Source organism: Chitinophaga caeni (assembly GCF_002557795.1).
In the GTDB taxonomy this organism is placed as follows: Bacteria; Bacteroidota; Bacteroidia; order Chitinophagales; family Chitinophagaceae; genus Chitinophaga; species Chitinophaga caeni.
Map to the genome: position 1 here is coordinate 1,904,354 of NZ_CP023777.1, position 25,191 is coordinate 1,929,544.

21 protein-coding genes and 2 tRNA genes are annotated in these 25,191 nt (G+C 41.2%); 15 read left to right on the forward strand and 8 right to left on the reverse strand.

Going from position 1 to position 25,191, the window contains the following annotated elements; genetic code table 11:
* Positions 1 to 16: 16 nt before the first annotated feature.
* The 3 genes from COR50_RS08015 to COR50_RS08025 all read left to right on the forward strand — a co-directional run bounded on the left by COR50_RS08015 (position 17) and on the right by COR50_RS08025 (position 1,383).
* Complete coding sequence (locus COR50_RS08015) at positions 17 to 463, forward strand: hypothetical protein (protein ID WP_098193517.1); 447 nt, start codon at positions 17 to 19, stop codon at positions 461 to 463.
* A 92-nt stretch (positions 464 to 555) separates the two neighbouring features.
* A complete protein-coding gene (locus COR50_RS08020) occupies positions 556 to 930 on the forward strand; it encodes a hypothetical protein (protein WP_098193518.1) in 375 nt (124 codons plus the stop codon).
* 45 nt (positions 931 to 975) lie between these two features.
* Positions 976 to 1,383: a GxxExxY protein gene (locus tag COR50_RS08025; protein ID WP_098193519.1), complete on the forward strand. Its 408-nt coding sequence runs from the start codon at positions 976 to 978 to the stop codon at positions 1,381 to 1,383.
* Positions 1,384 to 1,805: 422 nt separating this feature from the next.
* On the opposite strand, the gene COR50_RS08030 is transcribed toward COR50_RS08025, so the two are convergent.
* A tRNA-Leu gene (locus tag COR50_RS08030) sits at positions 1,806 to 1,887 on the reverse strand.
* Positions 1,888 to 2,101: 214 nt separating this feature from the next.
* Between COR50_RS08030 and COR50_RS08035 the strand changes: the two genes are divergently transcribed.
* From COR50_RS08035 to COR50_RS08050, 4 genes are all read left to right on the forward strand, one after another.
* Entirely contained in the window at positions 2,102 to 4,369 is a 2,268-nt protein-coding gene (locus COR50_RS08035; RefSeq protein WP_232516311.1) for a RelA/SpoT family protein, read from the forward strand.
* A gap of 144 nt (positions 4,370 to 4,513) precedes the next feature.
* Complete coding sequence (locus tag COR50_RS08040; protein ID WP_098193520.1) at positions 4,514 to 5,779, forward strand: adenylosuccinate synthase; 1,266 nt, start codon at positions 4,514 to 4,516, stop codon at positions 5,777 to 5,779.
* A 90-nt stretch (positions 5,780 to 5,869) separates the two neighbouring features.
* Entirely contained in the window at positions 5,870 to 6,325 is a 456-nt protein-coding gene (locus tag COR50_RS22275) for a hypothetical protein (RefSeq protein WP_157760689.1), read from the forward strand.
* Between the two features lie 111 nt (positions 6,326 to 6,436).
* Entirely contained in the window at positions 6,437 to 7,639 is a 1,203-nt protein-coding gene (locus COR50_RS08050) for an anthranilate synthase component I family protein (RefSeq protein ID WP_232516312.1), read from the forward strand.
* Between the two features lie 142 nt (positions 7,640 to 7,781).
* Here the strand turns inward: COR50_RS08050 and COR50_RS08055 are convergent, their stop codons facing one another.
* The gene (locus tag COR50_RS08055) at positions 7,782 to 8,717 is read right to left on the reverse strand and encodes a TIGR01777 family oxidoreductase (protein ID WP_098193522.1); all 936 of its coding nucleotides are present in this window, start codon (positions 8,715 to 8,717) and stop codon (positions 7,782 to 7,784) included.
* A gap of 188 nt (positions 8,718 to 8,905) precedes the next feature.
* Here COR50_RS08055 and COR50_RS08060 point away from each other — a divergent pair, with 188 nt between their 5' ends.
* The 5 genes from COR50_RS08060 (at position 8,906) to COR50_RS08080 (ending at position 14,913) form a co-directional block, all read left to right on the forward strand.
* Positions 8,906 to 10,420 (forward strand): hypothetical protein, encoded by a 1,515-nt coding sequence (locus COR50_RS08060; RefSeq protein WP_098193523.1) that lies wholly within the window; start codon positions 8,906 to 8,908, stop codon positions 10,418 to 10,420.
* A gap of 15 nt (positions 10,421 to 10,435) precedes the next feature.
* Complete coding sequence (locus COR50_RS08065; RefSeq protein ID WP_098193524.1) at positions 10,436 to 11,419, forward strand: DUF6427 family protein; 984 nt, start codon at positions 10,436 to 10,438, stop codon at positions 11,417 to 11,419.
* Between the two features lie 139 nt (positions 11,420 to 11,558).
* A complete protein-coding gene (gene purQ / locus COR50_RS08070) occupies positions 11,559 to 12,251 on the forward strand; it encodes a phosphoribosylformylglycinamidine synthase subunit PurQ (protein ID WP_098193525.1) in 693 nt (230 codons plus the stop codon).
* 42 nt (positions 12,252 to 12,293) lie between these two features.
* Positions 12,294 to 12,749, forward strand: coding sequence for a protein-disulfide reductase DsbD domain-containing protein (locus tag COR50_RS08075; protein ID WP_098193526.1), 456 nt, complete (start codon positions 12,294 to 12,296; stop codon positions 12,747 to 12,749).
* Between the two features lie 103 nt (positions 12,750 to 12,852).
* A complete protein-coding gene (locus COR50_RS08080; protein ID WP_098193527.1) occupies positions 12,853 to 14,913 on the forward strand; it encodes a protein-disulfide reductase DsbD family protein in 2,061 nt (686 codons plus the stop codon).
* Between the two features lie 72 nt (positions 14,914 to 14,985).
* Here COR50_RS08080 and COR50_RS08085 read toward each other — a convergent pair whose 3' ends face one another.
* The gene (locus tag COR50_RS08085) at positions 14,986 to 15,930 is read right to left on the reverse strand and encodes a hypothetical protein (RefSeq protein ID WP_098193528.1); all 945 of its coding nucleotides are present in this window, start codon (positions 15,928 to 15,930) and stop codon (positions 14,986 to 14,988) included.
* Positions 15,931 to 16,078: 148 nt separating this feature from the next.
* Between COR50_RS08085 and COR50_RS08090 the strand changes: the two genes are divergently transcribed.
* Positions 16,079 to 16,152: transfer RNA gene (locus COR50_RS08090), tRNA-Ala, on the forward strand.
* A 93-nt stretch (positions 16,153 to 16,245) separates the two neighbouring features.
* On the opposite strand, the gene COR50_RS08095 is transcribed toward COR50_RS08090, so the two are convergent.
* Positions 16,246 to 17,064: a TlpA family protein disulfide reductase gene (locus COR50_RS08095; protein WP_098193529.1), complete on the reverse strand. Its 819-nt coding sequence runs from the start codon at positions 17,062 to 17,064 to the stop codon at positions 16,246 to 16,248.
* A 492-nt stretch (positions 17,065 to 17,556) separates the two neighbouring features.
* Here COR50_RS08095 and COR50_RS08100 point away from each other — a divergent pair, with 492 nt between their 5' ends.
* Together COR50_RS08100 and COR50_RS08105 are read left to right on the forward strand one after the other, a co-directional pair.
* A complete protein-coding gene (locus COR50_RS08100; RefSeq protein ID WP_098193530.1) occupies positions 17,557 to 19,644 on the forward strand; it encodes a M48 family metalloprotease in 2,088 nt (695 codons plus the stop codon).
* A gap of 251 nt (positions 19,645 to 19,895) precedes the next feature.
* Complete coding sequence (locus tag COR50_RS08105; RefSeq protein WP_098193531.1) at positions 19,896 to 22,283, forward strand: ABC transporter permease; 2,388 nt, start codon at positions 19,896 to 19,898, stop codon at positions 22,281 to 22,283.
* 88 nt (positions 22,284 to 22,371) lie between these two features.
* Here the strand turns inward: COR50_RS08105 and COR50_RS08110 are convergent, their stop codons facing one another.
* The 4 genes from COR50_RS08110 to COR50_RS08125 form a co-directional block, all read right to left on the reverse strand.
* Complete coding sequence (locus COR50_RS08110; protein ID WP_098193532.1) at positions 22,372 to 22,740, reverse strand: DUF805 domain-containing protein; 369 nt, start codon at positions 22,738 to 22,740, stop codon at positions 22,372 to 22,374.
* A gap of 39 nt (positions 22,741 to 22,779) precedes the next feature.
* Positions 22,780 to 23,157, reverse strand: a complete 378-nt coding sequence (locus COR50_RS08115; protein WP_098193533.1) for a DUF805 domain-containing protein — start codon at positions 23,155 to 23,157, stop codon at positions 22,780 to 22,782.
* A 189-nt stretch (positions 23,158 to 23,346) separates the two neighbouring features.
* Positions 23,347 to 24,435 (reverse strand): MBL fold metallo-hydrolase, encoded by a 1,089-nt coding sequence (locus COR50_RS08120; RefSeq protein WP_098193534.1) that lies wholly within the window; start codon positions 24,433 to 24,435, stop codon positions 23,347 to 23,349.
* A 261-nt stretch (positions 24,436 to 24,696) separates the two neighbouring features.
* The gene (locus COR50_RS08125; RefSeq protein ID WP_098193535.1) at positions 24,697 to 25,152 is read right to left on the reverse strand and encodes a response regulator; all 456 of its coding nucleotides are present in this window, start codon (positions 25,150 to 25,152) and stop codon (positions 24,697 to 24,699) included.
* Positions 25,153 to 25,191: the final 39 nt, after the last annotated feature.

Consider the following 25,191-nt stretch of genomic DNA (forward strand, 5'->3'; position numbering starts at 1 on the left):
TAATCGAACTTAGTATATGAAGAAATTATTAGCGACAATGCTGATCCTCCTTGCATCCGTGTCTGCATTTGCACAGGAAAATGCGATCCCGGCTGAATTTCATCCATTTAAAGATAAAGGCAGCTTTATTGAAATTTTCAGAACCTCTTCTATTATTTTCATATTGGTATTGATAGCTGTGTTTTTGATTACGGTTATCAAGTTGGTATTAGATGCCAGGTTAAAAAGGGATTTGGTTCAAAGGGATGCCCCGGTAGAAATTATTGAAAGTCTTTTTTCAAGAAAAGGGAAATATCAAAATGCAGTTAAAATAGGAATTATTTTAGTGTCAATTGGTTTGGGTTTGTTGTTGGTTGGAGTTTTTAATAGCATGGGCATTTATTCTGCGGCAATAATGATTCTATGTTTATCGGTTGGGTTTATAGGTTATGCTTTCTGGGTGAAAAATTTACCCGGGGAATAGGGTTGAGCTACCAATGCAAATAAGTATAAAATGAAAACAGGTATAAAATAATATAAAGAAATTAAATATTCCGCCATTCTAATCCTGGTTTTATGAAACATTGCAATTGTACCGAAAAAATACCCGTTTATATTATTACAATATCGTTGTTGCTCATAATTTATTCTTGCTCGTTTAATCATAGTAATCTAAATGTTAAAGTTACTAAGACCAGTTCAAGTTATAAGTATGAAGCCTCCTTTGATAGGGATAAGATGGATCGTGTAAGGTTTTATGCCGATAGCTTCTTTAGTCCTGATGTGATATTTGGAGAGAAGAAAGAAGTTGATAAAGATTACATATTACGTAATGGAACGAAGGTACACATCGAATCAAAGCCCGGAAGTTTTAAATTAGTATACCGGAAAAATGAAAATGCATCATCGGCATTGGATGAAATTGAACTGTTTGATCAAGGATTGTTTTAGAATTTACAGTTTACACGGATGGTTCTTTTGAATTTTTGTTTGTTAATGTTTGTTAACCTTGATATTGATTACACGGGTTTAGAGTTAAAGTATAAAGATGTTACCCAAAAGATTATCGGTGCCTCTTTTGAAGTGCACAAAGTTTTAGGACGCGGATTTCGTGAGGTTATTTATCATCGGGCTTTGACCTATGAATTTCAGGCTGCGGGATTAATCTTCGACAAGGAAAAATTATGTAGTATTTATTATAAGGATTTAGCTGGGCCTATAGGTTCGCAAGTGGCAGACTTTATTGTTGAAGAAAAAGTACTTGTAGAAATTAAAGCTGTTGCGGAAATAGATGATGGGCATATTGCACAAACGCTGAATTATTTGAAAGTATTCAAATTAGAGGTTGGATTACTGGTGAATTTTGGAGAGAATAGTTTGAAGTTTAAACGGCTGGTCCTCTAAGTTCACGGATTTTTTGGGATTTACAGATTTCACGGATTGGGATTCCACAAATCCGTGAAATCCATAAGCCAGGTATCTTTAATTTATGAAATCATCAAGAGCCAATCCTGATCATTAGCCAATCATTTACTCATTGTAAGTAAGTGAACATTGATGAATACGCTTTAAATACGTATCTATATAACTCCGTATGTAGGTAGCGAATAAAATGATTTATTATAAGTGCTTGCTATTAGCTGAAATATGCTACAATAGTTAAACACAAAAATTGGTATTGAATTTTACCTGTAAAATTCGATACCAATAAAATCAAGGAGAGATAATAAAAGAATAAAAAAAATTGTAGTCAATAAGTGAAGCCGTTCACATAACGGAAACGAATCCGTGAAATCTGTAAATCCCAAAAAATCCGTGAACATTAGTGCGGGTGGAGGGACTCGAACCCCCATGCCGTGAAGCACTAGATCCTAAGTCTAGCGTGTCTACCAATTTCACCACACCCGCGAATAAGAACTAAAAAATCCCCTCAATTATCAGAAAGGAATGCAAAGGTATCGTTTTTTATCAAATCACAAAATATTTCCCCAAATTCTTTAAAATTTATCCTGATATGTATGACGCATAATATGCGCTATAATAATTATATTTGGAAAGATGCCGTGAGTGATCAGCTTCGTCTACGATCCCCCAGGAAAAATCATCTCAATAAATCGTAATTTTGAAGCAAGATATGGATACCGTGACTGTTCAAAAATATAATCTCGACGAGGAACAAGAAAAAAAGGAGATCGTCAGGCAATACAGGGCATTATTAAGGGCTTTAAAGCCCAGGTTGAAGAAGGGCGACAGGGAACTGGTGCGTACTGCCTTCGAAATGGCCGCCGATGCCCACAAGGATATGCGTCGTAAATCCGGCGAACCGTACATTCTCCATCCCTTGGCCGTGGCACAGATTTGCGTCGAAGAAATCGGTTTAGGTGTGCGTTCCGCCATCTGCGCCTTGTTGCACGATACCGTGGAAGACACGGAGATCACCCTCGAAGATGTGGAAAGGGAATTTGGCAACGAGATTGCCCACATCGTGGACGGCCTCACCAAAATATCTAATGTCATCGACGCCAATAATACCGGTAATACCACCGCGCAAGCCGAGAATTTCAAGAAAATCTTACTTACCCTGGCCGATGATCCGAGGGTAATCCTGATCAAGTTGGCAGATCGCCTGCATAACATGCGGACGCTCGACAGCATGAGCCGGGAGAAGCAATTGAAGATCGCTTCAGAAACCGTATTCATTTACGCCCCATTGGCGCACCGCCTGGGGTTATATAATATTAAAAGCGAACTCGAAGACCTCGCCATGAAGTACACCGAACAGGATACTTACCGCGAGATTGCCCGCCGCTTAAAGGAAACCAAGCGCGAACGGACCCGCTATATCAACGAGTTTATCAAGCCTATCAAAGAAGTTTTACAAGAGGAAGGTTTTCATTTCGAAATATATGGTCGCCCGAAGTCGATCCATTCCATCTGGAATAAGATCAAAACTAAGGGAGTTCTTTTTGAAGAAGTTTACGACCTCTTCGCGATCCGTATTATTATGGATTCGACACCTGAAAAAGAGAAGGCGGAATGTTGGAAAGTATATTCCATTATTACCGATTTCTACCACCCTTCGCCCGAAAGAACCCGTGATTGGCTCAGTAACCCTAAGTCCAATGGCTATGAAGCCCTGCACGTCACCGTGATGGGCCCCAATGGTAAATGGGTGGAGGTTCAGATACGCTCCAAGCGTATGAACGACTATGCAGAGAAGGGTTTAGCTGCCCACTGGAGATATAAAGAAGGTAACCAAAGCGTACAGGAATCGAAATTTGATCAATGGTTTACCCAGATCAGGGAGATCTTGAGCAACCCGGATTCAAACACGCTGGACTTTTTGGCCGATTTTAAAAGTAATCTCTTTACCGAGGAGATTTATGTGTACACCCCTAAAGGGGATCTGAAAATATTGCCGGTGAACTCTACCGCTCTTGATTTCGCATATTCGATCCATAGCGCCGTAGGTAACCGTTGCATTGGCGCCAAGGTGAATTACAAATTAGTGCCGCTTAGCCATAAATTAAGAAGCGGGGACCAGGTGGAGATCATCACTTCCAGTAAGCAAAGACCCTCCGAAGATTGGCTGAATATTGTACTGACGGCCAAGGCCAAATCAAAGATTAAAGACGCGCTGAAGGAAGAAAAGCGCAAAGTAGCCATGGATGGAAAAGCTGCCCTTGAAAGGAAGTTAGACCATTTGAAGGTCTCCATGAGCAACCATAATATCAACGAGTTAGTTCAATATTATAAGCAACCTTCACCGTTGGACCTGTATTATCAAATCGCGGTCAAAAACATTGACCTGAAAGATTTGAAGCAGTTTAACGTGATCGCGGATAAACTGGACGCCCCGAAACCTGTAAAAAATCATGATATCCCGGCCCCGGTAGTTCACGAAGAACACCGCCATAAGGAATTACAGAAAAAAGACGCCGAACTGATCATCTTCGGGGAAAGTTCCGATAAGATCGCTTATAAATTGGCTAATTGCTGCCGCCCGATCCCCGGCGATGACGTATTTGGTTTTATTACGGCTAGTGAAGGTCTTAAAATTCACCGGACAAACTGCCCCAATGCGGCCCAATTATTGGCAAATTATGGCCATAGGGTGGTAAAAACCAAGTGGGTGAAAAACCGTGAAATCTCGTTCTTGACAGGTTTGCGGATCATCGGTATGGATGATGTAGGTGTTATCCATAAGATCACGAACATTATTTCAGGGGAACAGAAAGTGAATATCGCGGCCCTCACTATTGAATCCAAGGAAGGTTTATTCGAGGGACATATAAAAGTATACGTTCATGATAAGGAGGAGCTGGACGAATTGGTGATAAAATTGAACAGTTTGGACGGGATACAATCGGTAAGTCGCTTGGAGGATTAATCTAATATTATCACGGATAAAGTGGAAATTCTTGAAAAAATCGGGATTAATAGAAACAATCCCGGTTTTTTTTGTGCAATAATTCTTGATTCACCTTATTTTTGCGCTTCTTTTCCAGGAATTCATAAAAAATCTCAAAATATCATGGTAGATGTATTGTTAGGGCTACAATGGGGTGACGAAGGAAAAGGCAAAATAGTAGATTATTTTGCCGGTAAGTACGACGTTATTGCCCGTTTCCAAGGCGGGCCCAATGCGGGACATACTTTGTATGTAAATGGCCAAAAAGTAGTACTGCATACCATCCCTTCTGGTGTGTTTCATGCTAATACCATTAACCTAGTAGGTAATGGTGTAGTGCTCGACCCGGTAACTTTTAAAAAGGAATGTGAGAAAATCACGGCACTGGGTATCGACCTGAAATCCAATTTGTTTATTGCGGAAAAAACGCATGTGATCGTCCCAACACACCGTGCCCTGGATAAAGCCTCCGAATTGGCTAAAGGACAGGAGAAGATCGGTTCTACCCTGAAAGGTATTGGTCCCGCTTACATGGATAAAACCGGTAGAAATGGTATCCGTGTAGGTGATTTATTATCAGCCGATTTCCCCAATATCTACCAGAAATTAAAGACCAAACACGAGCAATTATTATCCAATTATGGTTTCGATGAAGACATCACCGGGTGGGAACAAGAGTTTTTCGAGGCCGTAGAGTTCTTGCGCAGCATGAACATCGTGAACGGGGAATATTTTATCAATAAACTAATTAAAGAAGGTAAAAAAGTGCTGGCCGAAGGCGCACAAGGTAGCATGCTGGATGTTGACTTCGGTACTTATCCTTTCGTAACTTCTTCAAATACAATCTCTGCCGGCGTATGTACCGGTTTAGGCATTGCCCCGCAATTGATTAAAGAAGTGATCGGTGTAACGAAAGCTTACTGCACCCGTGTAGGTAGTGGCCCTTTCCCAACCGAACTATTCGACGAAACCGGGGAAGAATTGCGGCAAGTAGGTCACGAATTTGGCGCAACTACCGGGAGACCCCGCCGTTGCGGTTGGATCGACTTGGTGGCACTCAAATACACTTGTATGTTGAGCGGTGTAACTCAATTGGTTATGACCAAAAGTGATGTGCTCGATTCATTCGATGAAGTGAAGGCTTGTAAAGCGTATGAAATTGAAGGAAAAACTACGGAAGAATTGCCTTTCAACATCTGCCAAGCTAAAGTTGAGCCGGTTTATGAAAGCTTCCCTGGTTGGACTGAAAAAACAGCTGCATGTGATTCATACAGTCAGCTACCTAACGAAATGAAAAATTTCTTATCTTTTGTCGAACAATATTTAGAGGCGCCGGTTCAGTTTGTTTCTAATGGTCCGGGAAGGGATCAAATACTTGAAAAAAAGTAGTGAGAATTTACGGAAAAAATTAGGCAAAAAAAATTTGGCGAATAAAAAAAAGTATTAAAACTTTACGCTAGAAAATTAAGTGACACCATTATGAAATCAAAATCTGATAAAGAAAAAGAGACCCAAAAAACTACTTCTGCAAAGACTACTAAATCCAGCACTAAAAAAGCCGATAGTAAACCTAAAAAAGAAGTAGATGAGGATGAAGAAGAGGATGATGAGGAGGTAACTCCCAAAGGAAAGTCTGCTGCTTCAAAAAAATCAGATAGCAAGGCTTCCAAATCCCGTAAGAACGATGACGACGAAGAGGATGATGAATTAGATGAAGATGATATGGACGAACTGGATGACTGGGAAAAAGGAAGTAAAGAGGATGAAGACTATGATCCAGACTTCGAAGAATTCGATATGCCTAAATCTAAAAGCAAACGCGGCAGCAGTTCTAAAAAGAAAAGTGATGACGACGATGACTTTGGCTTTGATGATGATTTCAAAGATTTAGGTCTGTTTAACGACAGGTTTGATGATGATGATGATGATTTTTAATTATTAATAGGTATAGTTATTAGGACGTTCTATTCTTTTCCCGTAACTAATCTTACTGAACTCAAATTGCAAATGTTGAACTGGGCCAACCGGTTCAACATTTGTTGTTTTTTGGATAACAATCAGTACGCTTTACCTTTTCATAGGTATGAAGCCTTATTGGCTGTGGGCGCCAACCATAGCATTTCTTGCAGGGCGGGAACTGCTTTCGATAGCTTGAAAGCCTTTCATGAAACCCATAAGGATTGGATCTTCGGTCATTTTGCCTACGATCTTAAAAATGAACTGGAACATTTGGATTCCAATCACCCTGATGGAATTGACTTCGATGACCTGCATTTCTTTATACCCGAAATTGTATGCTTGCTGAAGGATAATGCTATTTTCATCGGTTTGTCGAACGCCGATGAAGTATCTGCCCGTAAAATATTTTCCAGCATCCGTGAAGAAAAAGTACAGCCGATCGTAAGCTTACCCAAAATAAATAATTTACAATCGCCGCTGGATGAAAATGCTTACTTGGACGCCGTGAAATCTTTGCAGCGTCATATTCATATGGGTGATTGCTACGAGGTGAATTTTTGCCGTGAAAATTATCGTGACAATGTTGTGTTGGAACCACTTTCCGTCTTTATAAGGTTGAACAGTATCTCGCCAAGCCCGATGGCTGCATTTTACAAGGTAAATCAACATAGCCTGATGTGCTCCAGCCCCGAAAGGTATATCCAGAAGAATGGAGATAAACTAATATCCCAACCGATAAAAGGAACTATAAAAAGGGGGGCGACCCCCAAGGAAGATGAAGATAACCGGGCTCAATTGTTTAACAGCAGCAAAGAACGTTCGGAGAATGTCATGGTAGTGGATCTCGTGCGTAACGATCTATCGCGGGTAGCGGTAGAGGGTAGTGTGCATGCTTCGGAATTGTTCGGGTTATATGCGTTTCCCCAGGTCCACCATATGATTTCAACAGTGGAAGCTACCCTGTCGTCAAAATGGCACTGGACGGAAAGTATCAGGCAGAGTTTTCCGATGGGTTCAATGACCGGGGCGCCCAAACTTAGGGTAATGCAATTGATAGAGCAACATGAAAAGTCGCGCAGGGGAGTGTTCTCCGGTGCGGTTGGTTATTGTGATCCGGAAGGGAATTTTGATTTTAACGTGGTAATACGCAGTATTTTATACAACCGGCAAAATAAATATCTCTCGTTCCAAACAGGGTCCGCCATCACCTTTTATAGCAACCCGGCAAAGGAATGGGAAGAATGCTTATTGAAGGCTAAGGGTATGCGGCACGTACTAGGTTTGAATTAAAAGGGCTATTTCCGGTGGATATCATCATAACGCTGCTTCATTTACTATGGCTTAGGTAAGCAATGTTGTTGGATCGAGTTTTCAAGCCCAATACCCGTATAATTGAAATGGGATCATCCCCTAGGCAGAAAGGGGCAACTCCTTAATCTTGGGCGCCTCTCTTCAGAAATAGCTGCGCCATTGCATCCTCTATTGCAGGGTAGGAAAATTGGAAACCTGTAGATTGAATTTTTTTAGAAGAAACGGTGCAACTTTTAAGCACTTCTATTGACATTTCTCCCAAAGCAAGTTTCAGCATAAATTTGGGGGCGTGCACTGTAATGAAGCTCCTGCCTTTCGCTGCTTTCGCCATCGCGCTGATTAATTCACGATTTGAAACGGGCTGGGGCGCTACAGCATTAAAGGTACCTTCGAGTGCATCGTTCACGATCGCGTTAAAATATAGCCGTACTAAGTCCTGTATGTGAATCCAGCTCACCATTTGTTCCCCGTTACCCAAAATCGTGGCAAATCCCAATTTTAAAGGCTTATAAAACTCGCGGATGGCGCCTCCCTCGCGGCTCAATACAATTCCGGTTCTGAAGATCACGGTAGGTATACCGGTGTTTCGCCGGATAGCATGCACGCTTTCTTCCCATTGGGAACAGGTATTTCCGAGGAAATCATCATGGGCTTGCATGTTCTCCGTAAATGGCTCTTTACCATTATCCTCACCGTAAAAACCGGTAGCTGAAGCGCTGATAAATTTCTTAACCTTATGAGGTTGTTGTAATAAATATTTTTCTAGTAATTGGCTACTTAAAACCCGGCTATCCCTGATTTCCTGCTTCCTGGCGGAAGTCCAACGTTTATCCGCTACGCCGGCGCCGGCAAGGTGAACGATATAATCGGCGGATTCAATGGCATCGGCATCGATATACTGCCGGGAAATGTCCCAAGTGGCGTAACTAACCTGCGGGTCATCGGAATGCATAGCCTGCCTGCTTAGGATAATGACTTGGTATCCCCTGCCAGAAAATAATTTGGTTAATGCCCTGCCCACCAGGCCTGTTCCCCCGGTAATTAGCACCCTTGCCATAGTATTAATAATTAAATCCTTTTTTCTTAAAAATTCTTCTAAATGTACACAATAATTTGCTAGGGTTAAACCTTTAAATGTGAGAAGAACTTTGTATAAATATGCTTTGCAATCCGTAAATTTTCCTGTAGGTTTGGAAAAGGAACCCAGGATAAACGGAGAACAGGATAAAGTAAAACTTAAAACTAATGCGCAGATTATTCCAGGTACAGTTGTGGCTGCTATTATTCCTGATGGCATCGAATGCCTTTGCACAAAAAGTTACCTATACAGATCCTGAAAGGGATGATTATAAAACCACCGAATTTGAAATTATAGGGAAGGTCGGGGGAAATTTATTGGTGTATAAAGCTAATAAAGGTGAATATTACATGTCTGTTTATGACAATGATATGCGGTTGGTTGATCGCGTTCCCCTGGAGTTGCCCAAAAAGCTGGTTTCCGTAGATTTTATTGCTTACCACGATAAGGCTTATATGGTCTACCAGTTCCAATTCAAAGATGTCGTGTATAGTTATTATGCTACATTTAACGGAAACGGGGCCTTTGAAAATAAACCGGTGATGATCGATTCAACGCGGATCGGGTATTCAACCAAGTATAATAATGTTTATTCCGTAGAAGTTTCGGAAGACAAAAGTAAGATCTTGATTTACAAGATCAACCAGGACGATGAGAGGAATAATATCTTCTATACGTTTTTGTACAATAGTGATTTCTGGTTAATCAATAACAGCCGTATATCGCTCCAGATGGAATCGAAACGGCATTTCCTGAATAATTTCAACCTAAGTAACGACGGGGATCTTGTATTTACCAAGTTAGAACGCAGCTCGAATAAGGATTATATCACGCAGGGGGCTCTTTATTTGAAACGTCCGGCAGTAGATACATTCAGTCTGGTGCCGCTCGAATTCCACAACCGCTTACTAGACGATATCCGTATAAAATTAAATAATGCGACCCGCCAGGCAACCATATTAGGATTCTTTTATAAGCAGAAGAGGGGGAACGTAGAAGGTTTATATATCACGAAAATCGATTATTCCAAGCTGACCCAGCAATATGAGCGTTTCATGGTGTTCTCCGATGATCTGAAAGCCAATGCCAAGGGTGATGCATCTACAAAAACGGCTTTTAATGATTTCTTTATCCGTAAAATTATCAATACACAAGATGGAGGCTTCCTCGTAACGGCAGAATCCTATTATACTACCAACAGGTACCAACCTTGGAATCGTTGGGATTATATGTACGGCGGTTACGGAGGTTTTTATCCGTATTACTATTCCCCGTATAATTCCATGTATTACAACCCTTATTATTGGAATGATAGCCAGGGAAACAGGTACCATTACGACAATATTGCCATCCTTTCGATCGATGGGGAAGGGAAACCTGTTTGGAGTAATATTATCCGTAAATCGCAGTTTGACGATAATGCAGATTTATATTTATCCTTTATGATCGTTAACGTGGGTAGCGAGTTGAGGTTCCTGTTTAATGATATCCAGCGCAGGAATTTCATCGTGACCGATAACAGCATTTCCCCGGATGGAAAGCTGAACAGGTTACCGTTATTACGTAACCAGGATAAGGGTTTTACCTGGATGCCCCGGTATGGCAAACAGATCGGTGCGCGTACGGTGGTAATTCCCGTGGTGTATAGGAATTATATTTGCTTTGCTAAAATTGACTTTTAACCGCACCTTTGCAACGTGATACGATTTTTCCGCTCAGGCAATCCTTTGACGGTATTGCTATTGTTGATATACACCATCTTTGTAAAATTTTATTACTTCCTGCATCCTGTAACTTATTTAAAGGACGGAGGGGAAGGCTTGCTGTACAACCTGGTGGTAGGTTGGATAGATAGTTTTGCATATAAGAATGCCCTTTTTTATACATTCTTGACAGTTGTATTATTGTTTTTGCAAGCATTGCTGTTTACCAAGCTGATCAACCAACACCGCCTGTTTTCCAGGTCTACCTATTTGCCCGGGATGTGTTATATCCTGTTTAGCTCGATGTACCAGGGGTGGAACCAGTTTTCCCCGGCAATTTTGATCAACCTGGTCATGTTGTGGGTATTTTCGAATGTACCCAACCTGTACAACCGTTCTTCAGCGAGGGACGTGGCTTTCAATTTAGGTTTCGCGGTAGGTGTTTGCAGCTTGATTTACTTCCCTTCGGTAATATTTGTGCTGTTATTGTTCATGGGGCTCGTGGCAATGCGTTCATTCCGATTAGCAGAGTGGATCTTGGCGCTATTGGGCTTGGCTTGTCCCCTGTATATTTTAGGCACTTACCTGTTCTTAACAGACCAATGGGCATTAACGGGGCAGCTTACGCGGATAGGGATCAACATTCCGATGATTCATGATTACAAGGTATGGGGCGCTTTGATAGCAAATGTGTTGTTCTTCATTACCGGTTGGATCATTATCCAAAGAAGTTTTAACAAGATGTTGATTCAAACTAGGAAAATCTGGAATGTTTGGGCTTTTTATGCATTTATAGCCATGTTAATACCTTTCTTCACGGCAACTTTTTCCGCGAATTACTGGATATTGGCCGTATTGCCGATCAGTATGTTTGCCGGGAATGTGTTTTGGTCGATTCAGAATAACACCTTTGCCAATGCAATACATATCTTACTGTTGTTATATGTGATTGTTATGCAGTATTTCTCTCAAAGCTAATAAAAGGCAGTCTGCAAGCACATTTCGGCGTATCCATGTCTACGATTTGTTAAAACAGGATGAACGGTGATGGAAAATTGCCGAAGCATCTGTAAATTTGTTCCTTCAATAATTCACATAGATTAATTATCAATAATATATGAAATTCGGTGTAGTTACATTCCCGGGCTCCAATTGCGACCAGGACATGATTGATGCTTTAAGAAATGATCTGAACCAGGAAGTGATTCATCTTTGGCATAAAGACAAGGATTTGAGCATGTTTACCACGGATGATTGTATCCTGTTGCCAGGAGGTTTTTCTTATGGCGATTATCTCCGTTGCGGTGCGATTGCTAAGTTTAGCCCGATGATGCAAAGTGTCATCGAATTTGCTAACAAAGGAGGTAAGGTGATCGGTGTTTGTAATGGTTTCCAAATTCTGTGCGAAGCGGGCTTATTGCCAGGAGTACTGTTACAAAACCAAAACCAACAATTCGTTTGTAAAAATGTGTTCATCAAAAGCGAAAATCCAACGGCGTCTATTTCCAAGGATGTAACCGGTCGCCCGTTGATGATCCCGGTAGCTCATGGAGAAGGAAGGTATTATGCAGATAAAGCTACCATCGATGAACTTTTCGCTAATAACCAGGTGATCTTCCGTTATTGCGACGAGTTTGGCAACATTATTGAAGATGCTAACCCGAACGGAGCCTTAGAAAATATCGCGGGTATCTGTAATAAAGAAAGAAATGTTTTTGGAATGATGCCGCACCCTGAGCGTGCCACCAGTTTTATGCTGGGAAATACCGATGGGCAGTTGATATTCCAAAGCCTGATAAACAATAATTAAAACCAATTCAATCAATCAACCAACCGTTTAAAAAAATTCAGTATGAAAAAGTTATTAGTTGCGCTCATCATGTTAGCGATGCCGTTTTTGGCAAGTGCACAGTTACAGGATCCTGTAAAATGGAATTACTCAGCTAAAAAGATTGCTGCAAATACTTACGAAATTCATCTTACTGCGACAATCGAAAATTCTTGGCACCTGTATTCAATGACAACACCTGACGGTGGTCCGAATGCAACGGTCATCAAATTCGCTAAAAATCCATTCGCTTCCTTCGAAGGTAACGTGAAAGAAGTGGGTAAATTAGAAAAATACCATGATGAGAACTTTGGCGTAGACGTTAAATATTTTGCCAACAAGGTGGACTTCGTACAGGTAGTGAAAACTAAATCCAGCAAACCATTCGCAGTGAAAGGAACCTTGGAATACCAGGTTTGTGACGATCAACAATGTTTGCCACCAACCGAAGTGCCATTTTCTGTTAACATTGGTAAATAATATTGAATAAGCTATAAAAATATAAAAAGAGACGAACCCTGGAAATTAGCGGGGTTCGTCTCTTTTTGTCTTAGCTCTACATTAATGTCTACGACTATACAATATGAAACACTTAAAACTTTTGCTGCTAGCGATATTTTCATCGTTTGCCGTAGCAAATGGCCAAGATAAATCTCCCCTCAACTGGGAATTCTCTATCACTAAAGTTGCCGACAAGACCTTTGAAATCCATGCCAAAGCAAGCATTGAAAACGGTTACCGCATTTATAGTGTAACGGAAAGTGAAACCATTCCCATCGTAACAGGCATCGTTTTAGATGGTGATAATGCCGCGAAAGAAGGCGCTGTCATCGAACTAGGCGAAGCGATCAAGCAAAAAGACACCTATTACGAAACGGAATTAAAATATTTTGAGAAAAGCTACGAATTTGTTCAAACTGTAAAAGTAAATAGCGATGCCGCTACTACGATTACGGGAACCTTAAGTTCAATGGCTCAAAAAGGTGAGGACGTGGCAACAAAAGATGCCAAATTCTCCCTGGAAGCTGATCCGAACATGGCAGTAACGGCTGCGACAACTTCCGCGAAAGCAAAAACAGCTGAAGTTGCTAAAGCAGGTAATACTGCTTCCGCAGCCGGAGATATTGCAGAAGATGATGCATCCAACAAATCTTTGGCCTGGATCTTTATCACCTGTTTCCTAGGTGGTTTGTTAGCGGTAATGACCCCCTGCGTATTCTCCGTAATTCCCGTTACGGTGAGCTTCTTTACCAAGAGAAGCACTACTAGGAGCGCGGGTATTCGCAATGCCTTGACTTATTCCCTGTCAATTATTATCATTTATACCGTATTAGGATTTATCATTACAAAAACATTCGGCGCGAACGCGTTAAATGAATTATCGAGTAATATTTACGCGAACATGTTGTTCTTCGTAATCTTCGTAGTATTCGGTATTTCCTTCCTCGGTGCATTCGATATTCAATTACCAAGCTCCTGGGCTAATAAGGCCGATACCAAAGCCGGTTTAGGTACCTTCGGTGGTATATTTTTCATGGCATTGACCTTGACCATCGTGTCATTCTCTTGTACGGGACCTATTATCGGTAACTTGTTGGTATTAGCCGCCAAAGGCGGTAATACAGGCCCCTTGGTAGGTATGTTTGCCTTCTCCTTGGCCTTGGCCATCCCGTTCTCTTTGTTTGCCATGTTCCCGAGCTTGTTGGCAAAAGCCAAACCGGGTGGTTGGATGAACTCTGTAAAGGTTGTACTGGGCTTACTGGAAATAGCCTTAGCGTTGAAGTTCTTATCTAACGTAGATATGGCCTACCACTGGAACCTCCTGGATCGTGAAGTGTTCTTGGCGATCTGGATTGCGATCTTCGCGATCATGGGCTTCTACCTGTTGGGGAAAATCCGCTTGCCGCATGATTCTCCCTTGGAGAAAGTAGGTATTACGCGTTTATTCATCGCGTTGGCCGTATTCTCGTTCGTGATTTATATGATCCCGGGTATGTGGGGCGCTCCATTGAAAGGAATTAGTGGATTCTTGCCGCACGAAGGCTCCCAAGACTTTAACTTACACCGAAAGATCATTTCAATCGAATCTAAACTGGACGATTTATCCAGCAACGGCGTAAGTGCCGCAGGAGCGAATGGAGCAGTGAAAAAGCCGATGAAATACACGGATATCCTCCACTCTGAAATCCCGGGTGTGGAAGATCTTTATTTTGATTACGATGAGGCAATGGAAGCATCAAAGGCCAGCAATAAACCTTTGATGATCGACTTTACCGGGCATAGTTGCACTAACTGCCGTAAATTCGAGAAGTCCGTGCTAGCTGATCCCCGTGTAATGAAAATCATGAGGAATGACTTCATCGTGGTTAGTTTGTATACAGATGAAAAGACAGAATTGCCGGATGAACAACAATATGTTTCTACCTTGGATGGAAGGAAAGTGAAGACGGTCGGAAATAAGAACCTGGACTTCCAGGCGACGCATTTTAACCGTAATTCCCAGCCTTACTATATCCCCGTTGACCACGAAGGCAAAGCGCTCGTGAATACCGGTTATGGTTATGACCCCAGGGAAAATATCGAGGAGTTTATCGCTTATTTAGAAAAAGCCAAGGAAGCCTTTCATCAAACTTCCGCTAAATAATAAGAAGTAATTAAGACAAGCAGGGCCGGGAAATTTTCCCGGCCCTGCTTGTTTATAGGTGTATCATGACTTTTAGTTCAATAGCTTGCCGCAGCCGAAATACTTCTTATTGTCAAGTGTGATGTTTACGCTGAACGGATTTTTCCCATCCGCATCGTCATTACAAACTTGGTTGATAACTTGTATATGGATTTCATGTTGCCCATTTTTAGAAGTGGCTTCACCGCCATTTTCCGTCCGGATTTCCTTCGTATATGGAAATTCTAAAGTGTCTTTGCCATAGTTGTTAACAAATACGATCTTGTAATGGGGGTAGACCGTTAAGTTCCAACCCGGCTCATTCCCCGTTGCCCAGATGGTTGCGCCATGCCTGCGGGCTTCATTAGCAGCAGGACTCAAGCCCGGCCTGTCCGCATTCATTTTGTCCACGATGTCATGAGCAAGGTTATTAACCTGGTCGATATTTTTGCTATAATCCGTTGCAGTGGATAATGGTTGATAAGAAATTTCGTTATCAATTGAACGCGGTTTTTCGGTAGACAAGAAACTGACATTCTTTAAAAGATGTTCATTGGAGTCGTAATAGAAACGGTTTTCTATTACATCCTTGGAAGTGTCGCTCGTTAATACTTCCCTTAAAAACAAGACTTTGTTGGAAACGGTATCAATATAAAACCATCGATCCGCGTAAGTATTCCCCTTTTTTAGATTATTATCGCTCTTTTTCTCCACCGAAAGGAAGATACGCATGGGCTTTAAGGAGCGGGTAATCATCACCACGGCATTATATTCCTTGTTGCCCAGCCGGTAATTATTAGCTGTTAGGTAGGCGAAACGTGATTCTCCGAGATCATCAGCCGTTTGGATATAATCATCTATCAGGTTGGCATCGGCAGGAACTGCGCTAGTGGAGTCCTTGACCATGGTAGAGTCTGCTTCGGAAGGTTTTTTAGATGTTTGATTGCAGGCTATGGCGAGGAAATAGGAGCAGCAGAAAATGAAAGCAAAAATTTTCATATAGGTTGTTTTTATAATAGACTATAACAAGGAAATGGCCTTTCAGTTTAAAAGGAAGCGGGAAAGCAGCGAAAAAAAATAAAAAAAGCGAATCAATTTTTTCATAATTTGAAAAATGCGCTTAAATTTGCACACCTGTTGAAAGGATGGGGGATTAGCTCAGTTGGCTAGAGCGCTTGCATGGCATGCAAGAGGCCACCGGTTCGAATCCGGTATTCTCCACAAGCTTTAAAGCCTTGGATACGCGAGTATCCAGGGCTTTTTGCTTTATACGTATCATCAGGATCCAAGCCTGGTAAACAAATTAAATCCTGTTCATTGGTGGCTTAGTTCATCGTTCAAGCCCTCTTCCAAAGCAACTTCAATCTCATGTGCGTTGCTACTCACCATCCTGATGATCCCCTTTCCATCCACGATAAAATGCGTAGGATAAATGGAAACCCCCAGCGTATCGCTTATATAAGTTTCCGGTACCGGTAGTACTTTATAGGAGAATCCGCGCTTTTGTAAAAAATTTCGCAACTGTGCTTTGCTGTCAAAAGCCATGCTTAGAAAAATGATGTCGTCCCTGCCCTTGTATTTATTTACCATCTTGTTTAATTCCGGAAATTCTGCAATACATGCCTGGCAGTGGATGAACCAGCATTTGACAACGAGGGTTTTACCTTTCATGTTTTCATTGTTATAAACGGTTCCTTCCATATCCTCGAAATTAAAACGGGGGAAACGTGTTCCTTCCCGCTTAAAATTTTGATAATAGCGCTGCCCCAATAAACCTATTTGATAACGCAGGTTACCAGGAACAGAATCGTCCATTCGTATCATTTTATAATAGATGCTGTCGTTTCGCAGATTTAACCTTAAGGGCAAGTACGCGCCGGTACTGTACAGCCGTAAGCATTGATCTTTGCTGATCTCGTTATAATTCGAATCGTAAGCATGGAACTTTCCTTTTAAAGGCATGTAATCCGATTGATAATAGGCGAAGGTTTTCCAGTTCTTTAATATAGATGATGCGGGTATTAATGGTTCCGCATCCCGGATGGATATCGGTTGGCTGGCATTTTCTGCACATGCCAAGAAAACCGTTAAAATAAGGCTTATAGTGAAGGTTAATATGGAAGGACTTTTCATACAAAGAAGTTTATGATCAAGTTAATAAAATATGCACACCTATTTTAAAACATTGTTGTCCGATTAAATTTTAACCGGGGAGCAATTTGATCCCTCAATAGTTCGATTCAATGTTCATCTGCTCCTTTCTTGTACTTTTTTGTTTACCCAAAAAAGGGCACAAATTGGCCATCACGGCCACCTATTTGATCGCTCGATCCGGCCTTTCTACTACTGTATGGCCCAGCTACCCTTCGCTATCAACGGTGCGAAGTTCCACGGTTCTCTTGGCGGGGGGACACCGGATTTGAATGTATCATCCTTCGCTTATTTCCTTGACCAGGTAAGGAATTCAAGTACCTTTAAAGCATTTTTGCCGGACAACAATGGTTTTAAAATATATTTACATCGATTTGACCATGGATGCCCCGCAACTTTCCACGGAACCCGTAGGTGAAATTTTCCCGTTTTGCTTATCTTTATTTCCATTAAAACTGTACCTAACTATCATTTATGTCAACAAATTTTTATCCGTCTAACCCCGTCGATGTAGATCCTAATTTAACGATTCCCGGCAAGGCCTTCAAAATGCAGGTAATGAAAGTGATCTTGGCGATCGTATTATTTGTATTGGTCTACTTGTTAATGGTCGCATTATCCGTCGCATTAGCTATTGGTTGCATCTACCTGGGAATTAAGGTGATGACCTTTGCCAGGGGCATAATGGCGATCTTATTAGGCGCCGCCATCATCTTTTTCGGTTTACTGGTCTGTTATTTCTTATTGAAATTTATTTTTGCGAAAGCTAATACACATAATCCGCAACGTATACGGATATTCGAAGTTGAACATCCAAAATTATTCGAGTTTGTTCGGCAATTGGCTAAGGATACTAATGTTCCCATGCCGAAGAAAATATACGTAGTACCCGATATCAACGCCGCGGTATTTTATAATTCCAACTTCTGGAGCATGTTTTTGCCAGTACGCAAGAATCTTGAAATCGGGCTGGGCCTAGTGAATATCCTGAACTTATCGGAATTTAAAATGGTCATTGCCCACGAATTCGGGCATTTCTCGCAAAAAAGTATGAAGTTGGGAAGTTATACTTATTCTGTCAACCGGATTATTTATAACATCCTGTATGAAAATGACGGCTACAATAATATCCTGTCTAAAGCGGGGAGTGTACATGCAATCTTCTCAATAATTACAATGCTGGCAGCAACGATAGCCCGCGGCATACAGGCTATTCTTAAAGGAATGTTCTCGTTGATCAACAAACCTTATTATAAACTTTCCCGTGAAATGGAATTTCATGCAGATGCTGTTGCGCTTTCGGTTGTCGGTACCGAGGCGGCAACCTCCAGTATGATGAAGATTGAAACTTTGCAATTTGGATACGACATTAGCATGTCCAAGTTAAATGAATGGATTAAACAGGAGGCAGCCCCCCGGAACATGTTTGACGCCCAGTATCAAGCTAATTTATTACATAGTGAATGGAATGATATCCCGGTAAAAGAGGGTTTATTATATGTTGAAGAAAGGCATTTTGATTATATAACCCCGCCCAGGTTAGTCGTACAGGATCAATGGGCAAGCCATCCGCCAACCGAAGAAAGGATCAAGCGGTTTAAAGTTGCGAATATTGAAAATGTGATAGACACCCGTAGCGCCTGGTCTTTGTTTGATGATAAAGAAAGTATGCAGGAAAGGGCTACCCGGCATCTGGTCGAGGTATCGTTTCCCAATCTGAAGGTACAGGAATGGAGGGATACGGGGATTTTAATGGACGAGGTAAAGACCTTTATGGGAGCAATTCGATTCCCCGGGATTTTCAGGGATTATTATGAAGGCAGGAGCTTTGTTAAGATTGAACCGGGAGAATTGCCGCAGGGTGAACAGCGATTTGAAGATATTTATAACGAAAAAGTAATTGCAAGAATCAGGCGGCATTTTCAAAATGAAAGAGAATTGTATTTATTAAAGATGATCCAAGGCGAGCAGGTCAAAGTAAAGCATTTTACTTTCGATGGGGTTCGTTACCGTTCGAAGGATGTCGAGAAAATTATCAAGGTACTGGAAGTGGCAGTGCAAGAGGATACCAAGTGGTTAGAAGAATTAGATCTTAAAGGATATGCATTACATCTCCAGCTAGCCAGGGTGCGTTCCGAAGATATGGAGGCGGAGTTGGTTGTACGTTACCAGGAAATTATAAGGTTGGAAGCTCATTTAGAGCAGTTAAAGGAGGTATTAGATAGCTTGTTCAATACGATCAATACTATTTATGGTGAAGAACATACCTTGATCCGGCTCAAAATTTTATTTAACGAGCTAAAGGTGAAAGAGAATAAATTGAAATCAATCCTATTAGATTTTGAAAAAAATAATTGGACTGCATATTTTTATTCAGCGGGTTTTGCCGGGGAGTTCGAAAAATTCTTGCGGGGAACCTTTCAATATTTTGATGGGAACAATGTGATGGCTGATGAGATTAATTTGTTGTTCTCAATCGGTAACCAAGTTGAATTTTATGCTGGTCGAATTGAAAAATCTTTGAAAAAGAATTACCTAGAAGCTGTAAAAGAATTGGTTTAAATTTATTGGGTGTCAAAAATTTAATTAGCACATCAATTAACTTGCCTGCTTTCGAATCATAAATTTTAAATAAAGGGAAATTTCCCAGCATAATTATCATGTTCATAAACGACTTACAAGTGTACAATATTGAACATATTATTTATTATGTTAATTTAATAATCACTGGTAAATAAGCCTGGTTAAATTGGCATTGCAATTGGGGCGGATGATATTTGAAATATATTTCGCTTAAATTCAAATACTATTCTATGTTCCGGAACTATTTCCTCATTGCCTATCGGAATCTTGTTAATAACAAGCTTTACGGCGTATTGAATATTGCGGGCTTGGCCCTGGGGCTAACATGTGGTATATTAATATTTGCTATCGTAAAATTTAACTTGAGCTTCGACGATTTTCATCATGATAAGGACCGGATCTATAGGTTAGTTACCGAGCAACATCGAGATGATATTTCCCGCGTATACAGTGTACCGCCTGCCTTGGCAAAAAGTTTTAGAACAGATTACGACTTGGCCGATTATTGTAGCAGGATCGCAACTTTTAACGATGTATTGGTCAATGTAACGGAAGGGGATGCTAAGAAGAAGTTCGTGGAATCAAATGGTATAGCGTTCGTAGAAGAAGGCTTTTTCAAGATATTCAACTTCCCCATGCTCATGGGAAACCCCGGGACGGCGCTATCGCAGCCCAATACCGTTATCATTACGCAGCGTTTGGCGCGGAAATATTTCGGGTCAGCCGACCCTTTAGGGAAAATTATCAACCTGGATAATTCTATTGATTGTAAAGTTACCGGCGTATTGAAGGATCTTCCGAAGAATTCAGATTTTAATTGCGATATATATTTTTCTTATGCGACCCTGGATAAGTATAATGAGTGGTTCAATCAAGATGATGCATGGGGAGGTATTTCGAGCGCATTACAAGCTTACATGTTATTGAAACCAGGTGTTGATACTAAGAGGGTTGAGGATTTGTTGACTGCTTACGCTAGGAAATATAGGAAGGATTCCCATAACCAACACTATTACAAATTGCAACCGCTTTCAACGGTTCATTCCGATACCAGGTACGGCGGTACGATGGATATGAAAAATATTTGGATCATTTCTTTCGTGGCACTTTTCCTCGTAATTGCAGCTTGTGTAAACTTTATTAACCTGGCTACGGCACAAGCCGTTAGTCGTTCTAAGGAAGTTGGCATACGGAAGGCTTTAGGAAGCTTCAGATCGCAACTGTTTTGGCAGTTTATCATGGAAACGGCTTTAATAACATTTATCGCGATTTTTTTATCTATCCTGGTAGCATATGCCGTTTTACCTTCTGTAAATAGATGGTTAGATATCGATATACCGTACGCTGCATTGAATTATTGGCAATTATGGGTGTTTATTCCTGTAATGGGAATTTTGATCACGTTTATTGCAGGTAGTTACCCTGCCTTGATATTATCCGGGTTCAATCCTGTTAGGGCTTTGAAGGGTAGGCTATTCGCGCAGGCCGGGAGTTTTAGTTTGCGGCGTTTATTAATTATCGTTCAATATAGTATATCCATTGTTCTCATCATCGGTATGATCATCGTAACGAGGCAAATGAACTATAGCCGGAATGGCGACCTTGGTTTTCATAAGGATGCCATTGTAATAGTGCCTATGGGTGCTGGTGCGCAAAACGACCGCGTTACAACTTTCAAACAACAATTAAGCCAGATGCCGGGTGTGAAGAGTTACAGTTTGTGTTACACGGCACCTGCCTCGCAAACGGCTTGGAACACATCGATCAGGTTTGATAAAAAAGCAGAGGAAGAACCCTTCAGCGTTGATTTCAAAGCAGGGGATGAACAATATTTAAAGACTTTCGGGCTAGAATTATTAGCGGGTAGGAACTTGTTTGCCAGCGATACGGTAAGGGAAGTTCTCGTTAATGAACAAGTAGTAAAGAAGCTGCAACTGTCTTCACCGGCGGATGCTATCGGTCACCTGTTAAATGTGGCAGATTTTGAATACCCGGCCACGATCGTCGGTGTATTGAAAGACTTTCATGACCGGAGCTTCCATTCCGAGATACAACCATTGGTATTAACAACGTATTCCGGGAATTACCGCCGGGTAGCAATTAAATTGGAAGCCAAAAGCATGGTACCTACTATGGCAGCTATTGAAGAAGCATGGATAAAATTGTATCCCGAGCAAATGTATAAGTACGATTTTTTGGATGCGCAAATTGCCCAGTTTTACGAATCGGAACAGATGATGTTAAACCTGGTCCGTATTTTCACGATCATAGCCATCTTCATCGGGTGTCTAGGTCTGTACGGATTGGTTGCATTCATGGTTTCACAGAAGAGAAAGGAAATCGGGATTCGTAAAGTATTGGGAAGCAGTATTCCCCAGGTAATTTGGATTTTCGGAAAGGAATTTAGCCGTTTAATATTGATTGCTTTCCTCGTTGCAGCGCCAATTGCCTGGTATATGATGAGTAATTGGCTGGCAGGTTTTGAATACCATGTTGATATCAATGCTGCTACTTATTTCTATTCAATATTTTTCATCGTTGTTATTGCGAGCATCACCGTGGGATATCATACTTTAAGAGCCGCGTGGATGAATCCAGCCAAGATATTAAGGGAATAGGATAAATTAATTCATATGGAACGCTCCCGTTATTGATTCATGCCTGGATTGATAACGGGAGTATTCGCTTATTGATATTAGCACAAAATCACGCGAAGTTACTTTTTTCAAAGTCGAAGTGGATACTTTCTCCGGGCATGGGGCCCCAGCTGTTTGTCTCCGTTTTACTAGGCATCGCGGCAAATATAAGCCCGATCAAGACGAAAAACGTCAGTACATACCAGCCGCTATACCCTGCATCGTGCATTCTCCTAACGGCCAGCGCGGTAGTAGGTATTAAGCCAATGATTGAAAATAGATAACATAGGCTTAAACTTGTATCACCGATGATATGGCTGATAGCTAAAAGTAAAATTAGGATCACCGTATAATAAAAATTGGCGATCCAGAATTGTTTCCTTGTTGATCTGCCGGTAAATTGCGCAAATCTTTGAAACATTTCAAAGAAGTATTTCATAGGGATCCGGTGTTAATTCTAATTTATATAGTGAGCATATCAAGTTTTTGGAGTATTCCAAAGGTCAAAATCTAGAGGGACAGCTTCTTCGTTGAATGGATTAGGCCCCCATTTGTTGGTACCGGGTTTGCTTTCCGCGAACATCAAGTAAAACCCGTAGTAAGGAATTAATACCATCCATCCGGTTTGTCCTACATCATGAGATCTTCTTACAGCTGCTGATAACAATGTTACCATGTAATAGAAGCTACTGATATATATGATATTCATTGCATGGGGAATAGGAAAGTTAAACAGGATCAGCAATTCTAATGTATAGATTAAAAAGATGCTCACGATACCCAGGTTAAACTCGGTTCTAGTACTTCTCCCCTTAAATACAAATGGACGGGTTAGGAATAATAATAAATAACGCATAGGTGTAAATGATAATAATAATGCAGGTTTATTCAGATTAGATATAAAGATAATATTTTTAGAATAAAAATTGGGTTAATGGATGGAAATCGATTAACCCTGCATTTTAGAAATGCTTGTAAAAACGAGTTGAGTATTATAAATCAAACAATTGCAAACCTAAAAAGTTCGTTCATGGATATTTTAGGCTTATATCTCGCGCCACCAGGTATGGACCAAGGGCGGATTTTCAACGGTAAACCGTTGGCCTTGCATCGGCATAACCAGGTGTATATCTTTTTCGGCTGCTGCTGCTAACACTAGCTCTGCCGGTTCATCCCAGGTATGTAGACCTAAGGCATATTTTCCCCAATGTACAGGTAGTAGCAAATTGGCATGTAGATCTTTACATGCTTGTACGGTTTCATGCGGCAGCATGTGGATATCGGGCCAATATGGACTGTACTGTCCACATTCTAAAATTGCGATATCGAAGGAACCGTATTTATCACCCATTTCTTTAAAAATAGGACTGTAACCGGAATCGCCGCCTATAAAGAGTTTTTTGTGTTGCGTTTGAAGGATAAAAGAGCCCCAAAGAGTATTATTCCTGGAGAAGGAGCGCCCTGAAAAGTGCCGGGAAGGGCAGGTGTCTAAACGGAAGCCATGTGCTATATCCACACTTTCCCATAGATCCAGTTCATGTATTTGCGTCGCTGGAATGCCCCAGCTTTCCAAATGGGCTCCTACGCCGAGGAAAGTATAGAATTGGGTATGCTGATATTGAAGTTGCTTAATGAATTGGTGGTCCAGGTGATCATAATGATCGTGGCTGATTAAGACGATGTCAATCCGGGGAAAATCGTCCAGGGCCCAGTTTTCTGTGGCTGGGAAACGTTTTGAGCCGATCCAGTTAAAAGGGGAAACCCGCGTAGAAAACACGGGGTCAACGAGGATATTCAACCCATCAACTTGTAAAAGGTAAGAGGAATGCCCCAGCCAGGTGATGTAAGTAAGGCCGGGCTGGATGCCCCAATCGGTATTTTTATGCACTGGAATGGGGCCGGGCGGCTTTCTTTTCGGATCGCTGTTGAAAAGTTTCGCCAATATCTTGAACGTATTGCCCGGCATCATGACCTGCGTTGGTACCGGGTTTTGGAAACTTCCGTTTTTGAAGTTTATAGATGAAGTAATGCGTTTTAAGCGCGCACCTGTTGGCTTTTGGCCAAAAGAAGCGTTCCTTGATACAGCATATATTAATGTAATAGCTAGGAGTATGCAAACTAAGAAAATGGTCATAATTAATTCTCGATCTTAGCTGCAAGATAAAAATTGTACAAACAAAAAGCGCCTTCCCTTTGAAGGATGGCGCTAATTTGCTCTGGGGCTAGATATCTATGTGATGATAAGAATCTAGTTATTCCGCTATGAGGCTAGTTTATGAACATGAAGCCATTATAGCTCCCGCAAAAGTATAATGAGAAATGGGTATATAAAATACCTATTTGTTGGTATTTTGGGTCAAGGTAAGATAAATTGAAAAATTTGACAGCCAGGTTACTAAATGCTGAAGCTGTAAATGCTCTTTACCGCATCTTTGAAGTTTGCCGGTAATAATGGCTTCGGCAATTTATGCTGGATTAGCGCTGTGCTCGGATGCTTGATATGGGAATATTCTGAATGCGCTGAAGAGATCATCACGATTTTGCAGGCATCTTTGACTTTCGGTTCACAAGTATGCAACCTGGCAAGGAACTCGTACCCATCCATAACCGGCATTTGTATATCCAATAATATCAAGTTTTGATAGTTGTCATCATGATTTTGCATGATAAACTCCAATGCCTTAGAGGCCTCATGGAAGCCTAAAACCTTAGAACCCGGGAGGTGATGCGCCACGATCTTCTTATGCAATAATACATCCAGCACACTATCATCAATTACAATCACCCTTATATTGGGATAAGATCGGGATAATAAATTATTCTGTTGATCTAATGAATAGATGTTTTGCATTTTAAAAATAAAATTAGGTTACCATGCTCTTGATAGGCG

Excerpts from the sequence above, each read along its gene's own strand:
- COR50_RS08015 (WP_098193517.1), top strand. The coding sequence starts at position 17 with ATGAAGAAATTATTAGCGACAATGCTGATCCTCCTTGCATCCGTGTCT.
- COR50_RS08020 (WP_098193518.1), top strand. The coding sequence starts at position 556 with ATGAAACATTGCAATTGTACCGAAAAAATACCCGTTTATATTATTACA.
- COR50_RS08025 (WP_098193519.1), top strand. The coding sequence starts at position 976 with ATGTTTGTTAACCTTGATATTGATTACACGGGTTTAGAGTTAAAGTAT.
- COR50_RS08040 (WP_098193520.1), top strand. The coding sequence starts at position 4,514 with ATGGTAGATGTATTGTTAGGGCTACAATGGGGTGACGAAGGAAAAGGC.
- COR50_RS22275 (WP_157760689.1), top strand. The coding sequence starts at position 5,870 with ATGAAATCAAAATCTGATAAAGAAAAAGAGACCCAAAAAACTACTTCT.
- COR50_RS08055 (WP_098193522.1), bottom strand. The coding sequence starts at position 8,717 with ATGGCAAGGGTGCTAATTACCGGGGGAACAGGCCTGGTGGGCAGGGCA.
- COR50_RS08060 (WP_098193523.1), top strand. The coding sequence starts at position 8,906 with ATGCGCAGATTATTCCAGGTACAGTTGTGGCTGCTATTATTCCTGATG.
- purQ (WP_098193525.1), top strand. The coding sequence starts at position 11,559 with ATGAAATTCGGTGTAGTTACATTCCCGGGCTCCAATTGCGACCAGGAC.
- COR50_RS08075 (WP_098193526.1), top strand. The coding sequence starts at position 12,294 with ATGAAAAAGTTATTAGTTGCGCTCATCATGTTAGCGATGCCGTTTTTG.
- COR50_RS08080 (WP_098193527.1), top strand. The coding sequence starts at position 12,853 with ATGAAACACTTAAAACTTTTGCTGCTAGCGATATTTTCATCGTTTGCC.
- COR50_RS08085 (WP_098193528.1), bottom strand. The coding sequence starts at position 15,930 with ATGAAAATTTTTGCTTTCATTTTCTGCTGCTCCTATTTCCTCGCCATA.
- COR50_RS08095 (WP_098193529.1), bottom strand. The coding sequence starts at position 17,064 with ATGAAAAGTCCTTCCATATTAACCTTCACTATAAGCCTTATTTTAACG.
- COR50_RS08100 (WP_098193530.1), top strand. The coding sequence starts at position 17,557 with ATGTCAACAAATTTTTATCCGTCTAACCCCGTCGATGTAGATCCTAAT.
- COR50_RS08105 (WP_098193531.1), top strand. The coding sequence starts at position 19,896 with ATGTTCCGGAACTATTTCCTCATTGCCTATCGGAATCTTGTTAATAAC.
- COR50_RS08110 (WP_098193532.1), bottom strand. The coding sequence starts at position 22,740 with ATGAAATACTTCTTTGAAATGTTTCAAAGATTTGCGCAATTTACCGGC.
- COR50_RS08115 (WP_098193533.1), bottom strand. The coding sequence starts at position 23,157 with ATGCGTTATTTATTATTATTCCTAACCCGTCCATTTGTATTTAAGGGG.
- COR50_RS08120 (WP_098193534.1), bottom strand. The coding sequence starts at position 24,435 with ATGACCATTTTCTTAGTTTGCATACTCCTAGCTATTACATTAATATAT.
- COR50_RS08125 (WP_098193535.1), bottom strand. The coding sequence starts at position 25,152 with ATGCAAAACATCTATTCATTAGATCAACAGAATAATTTATTATCCCGA.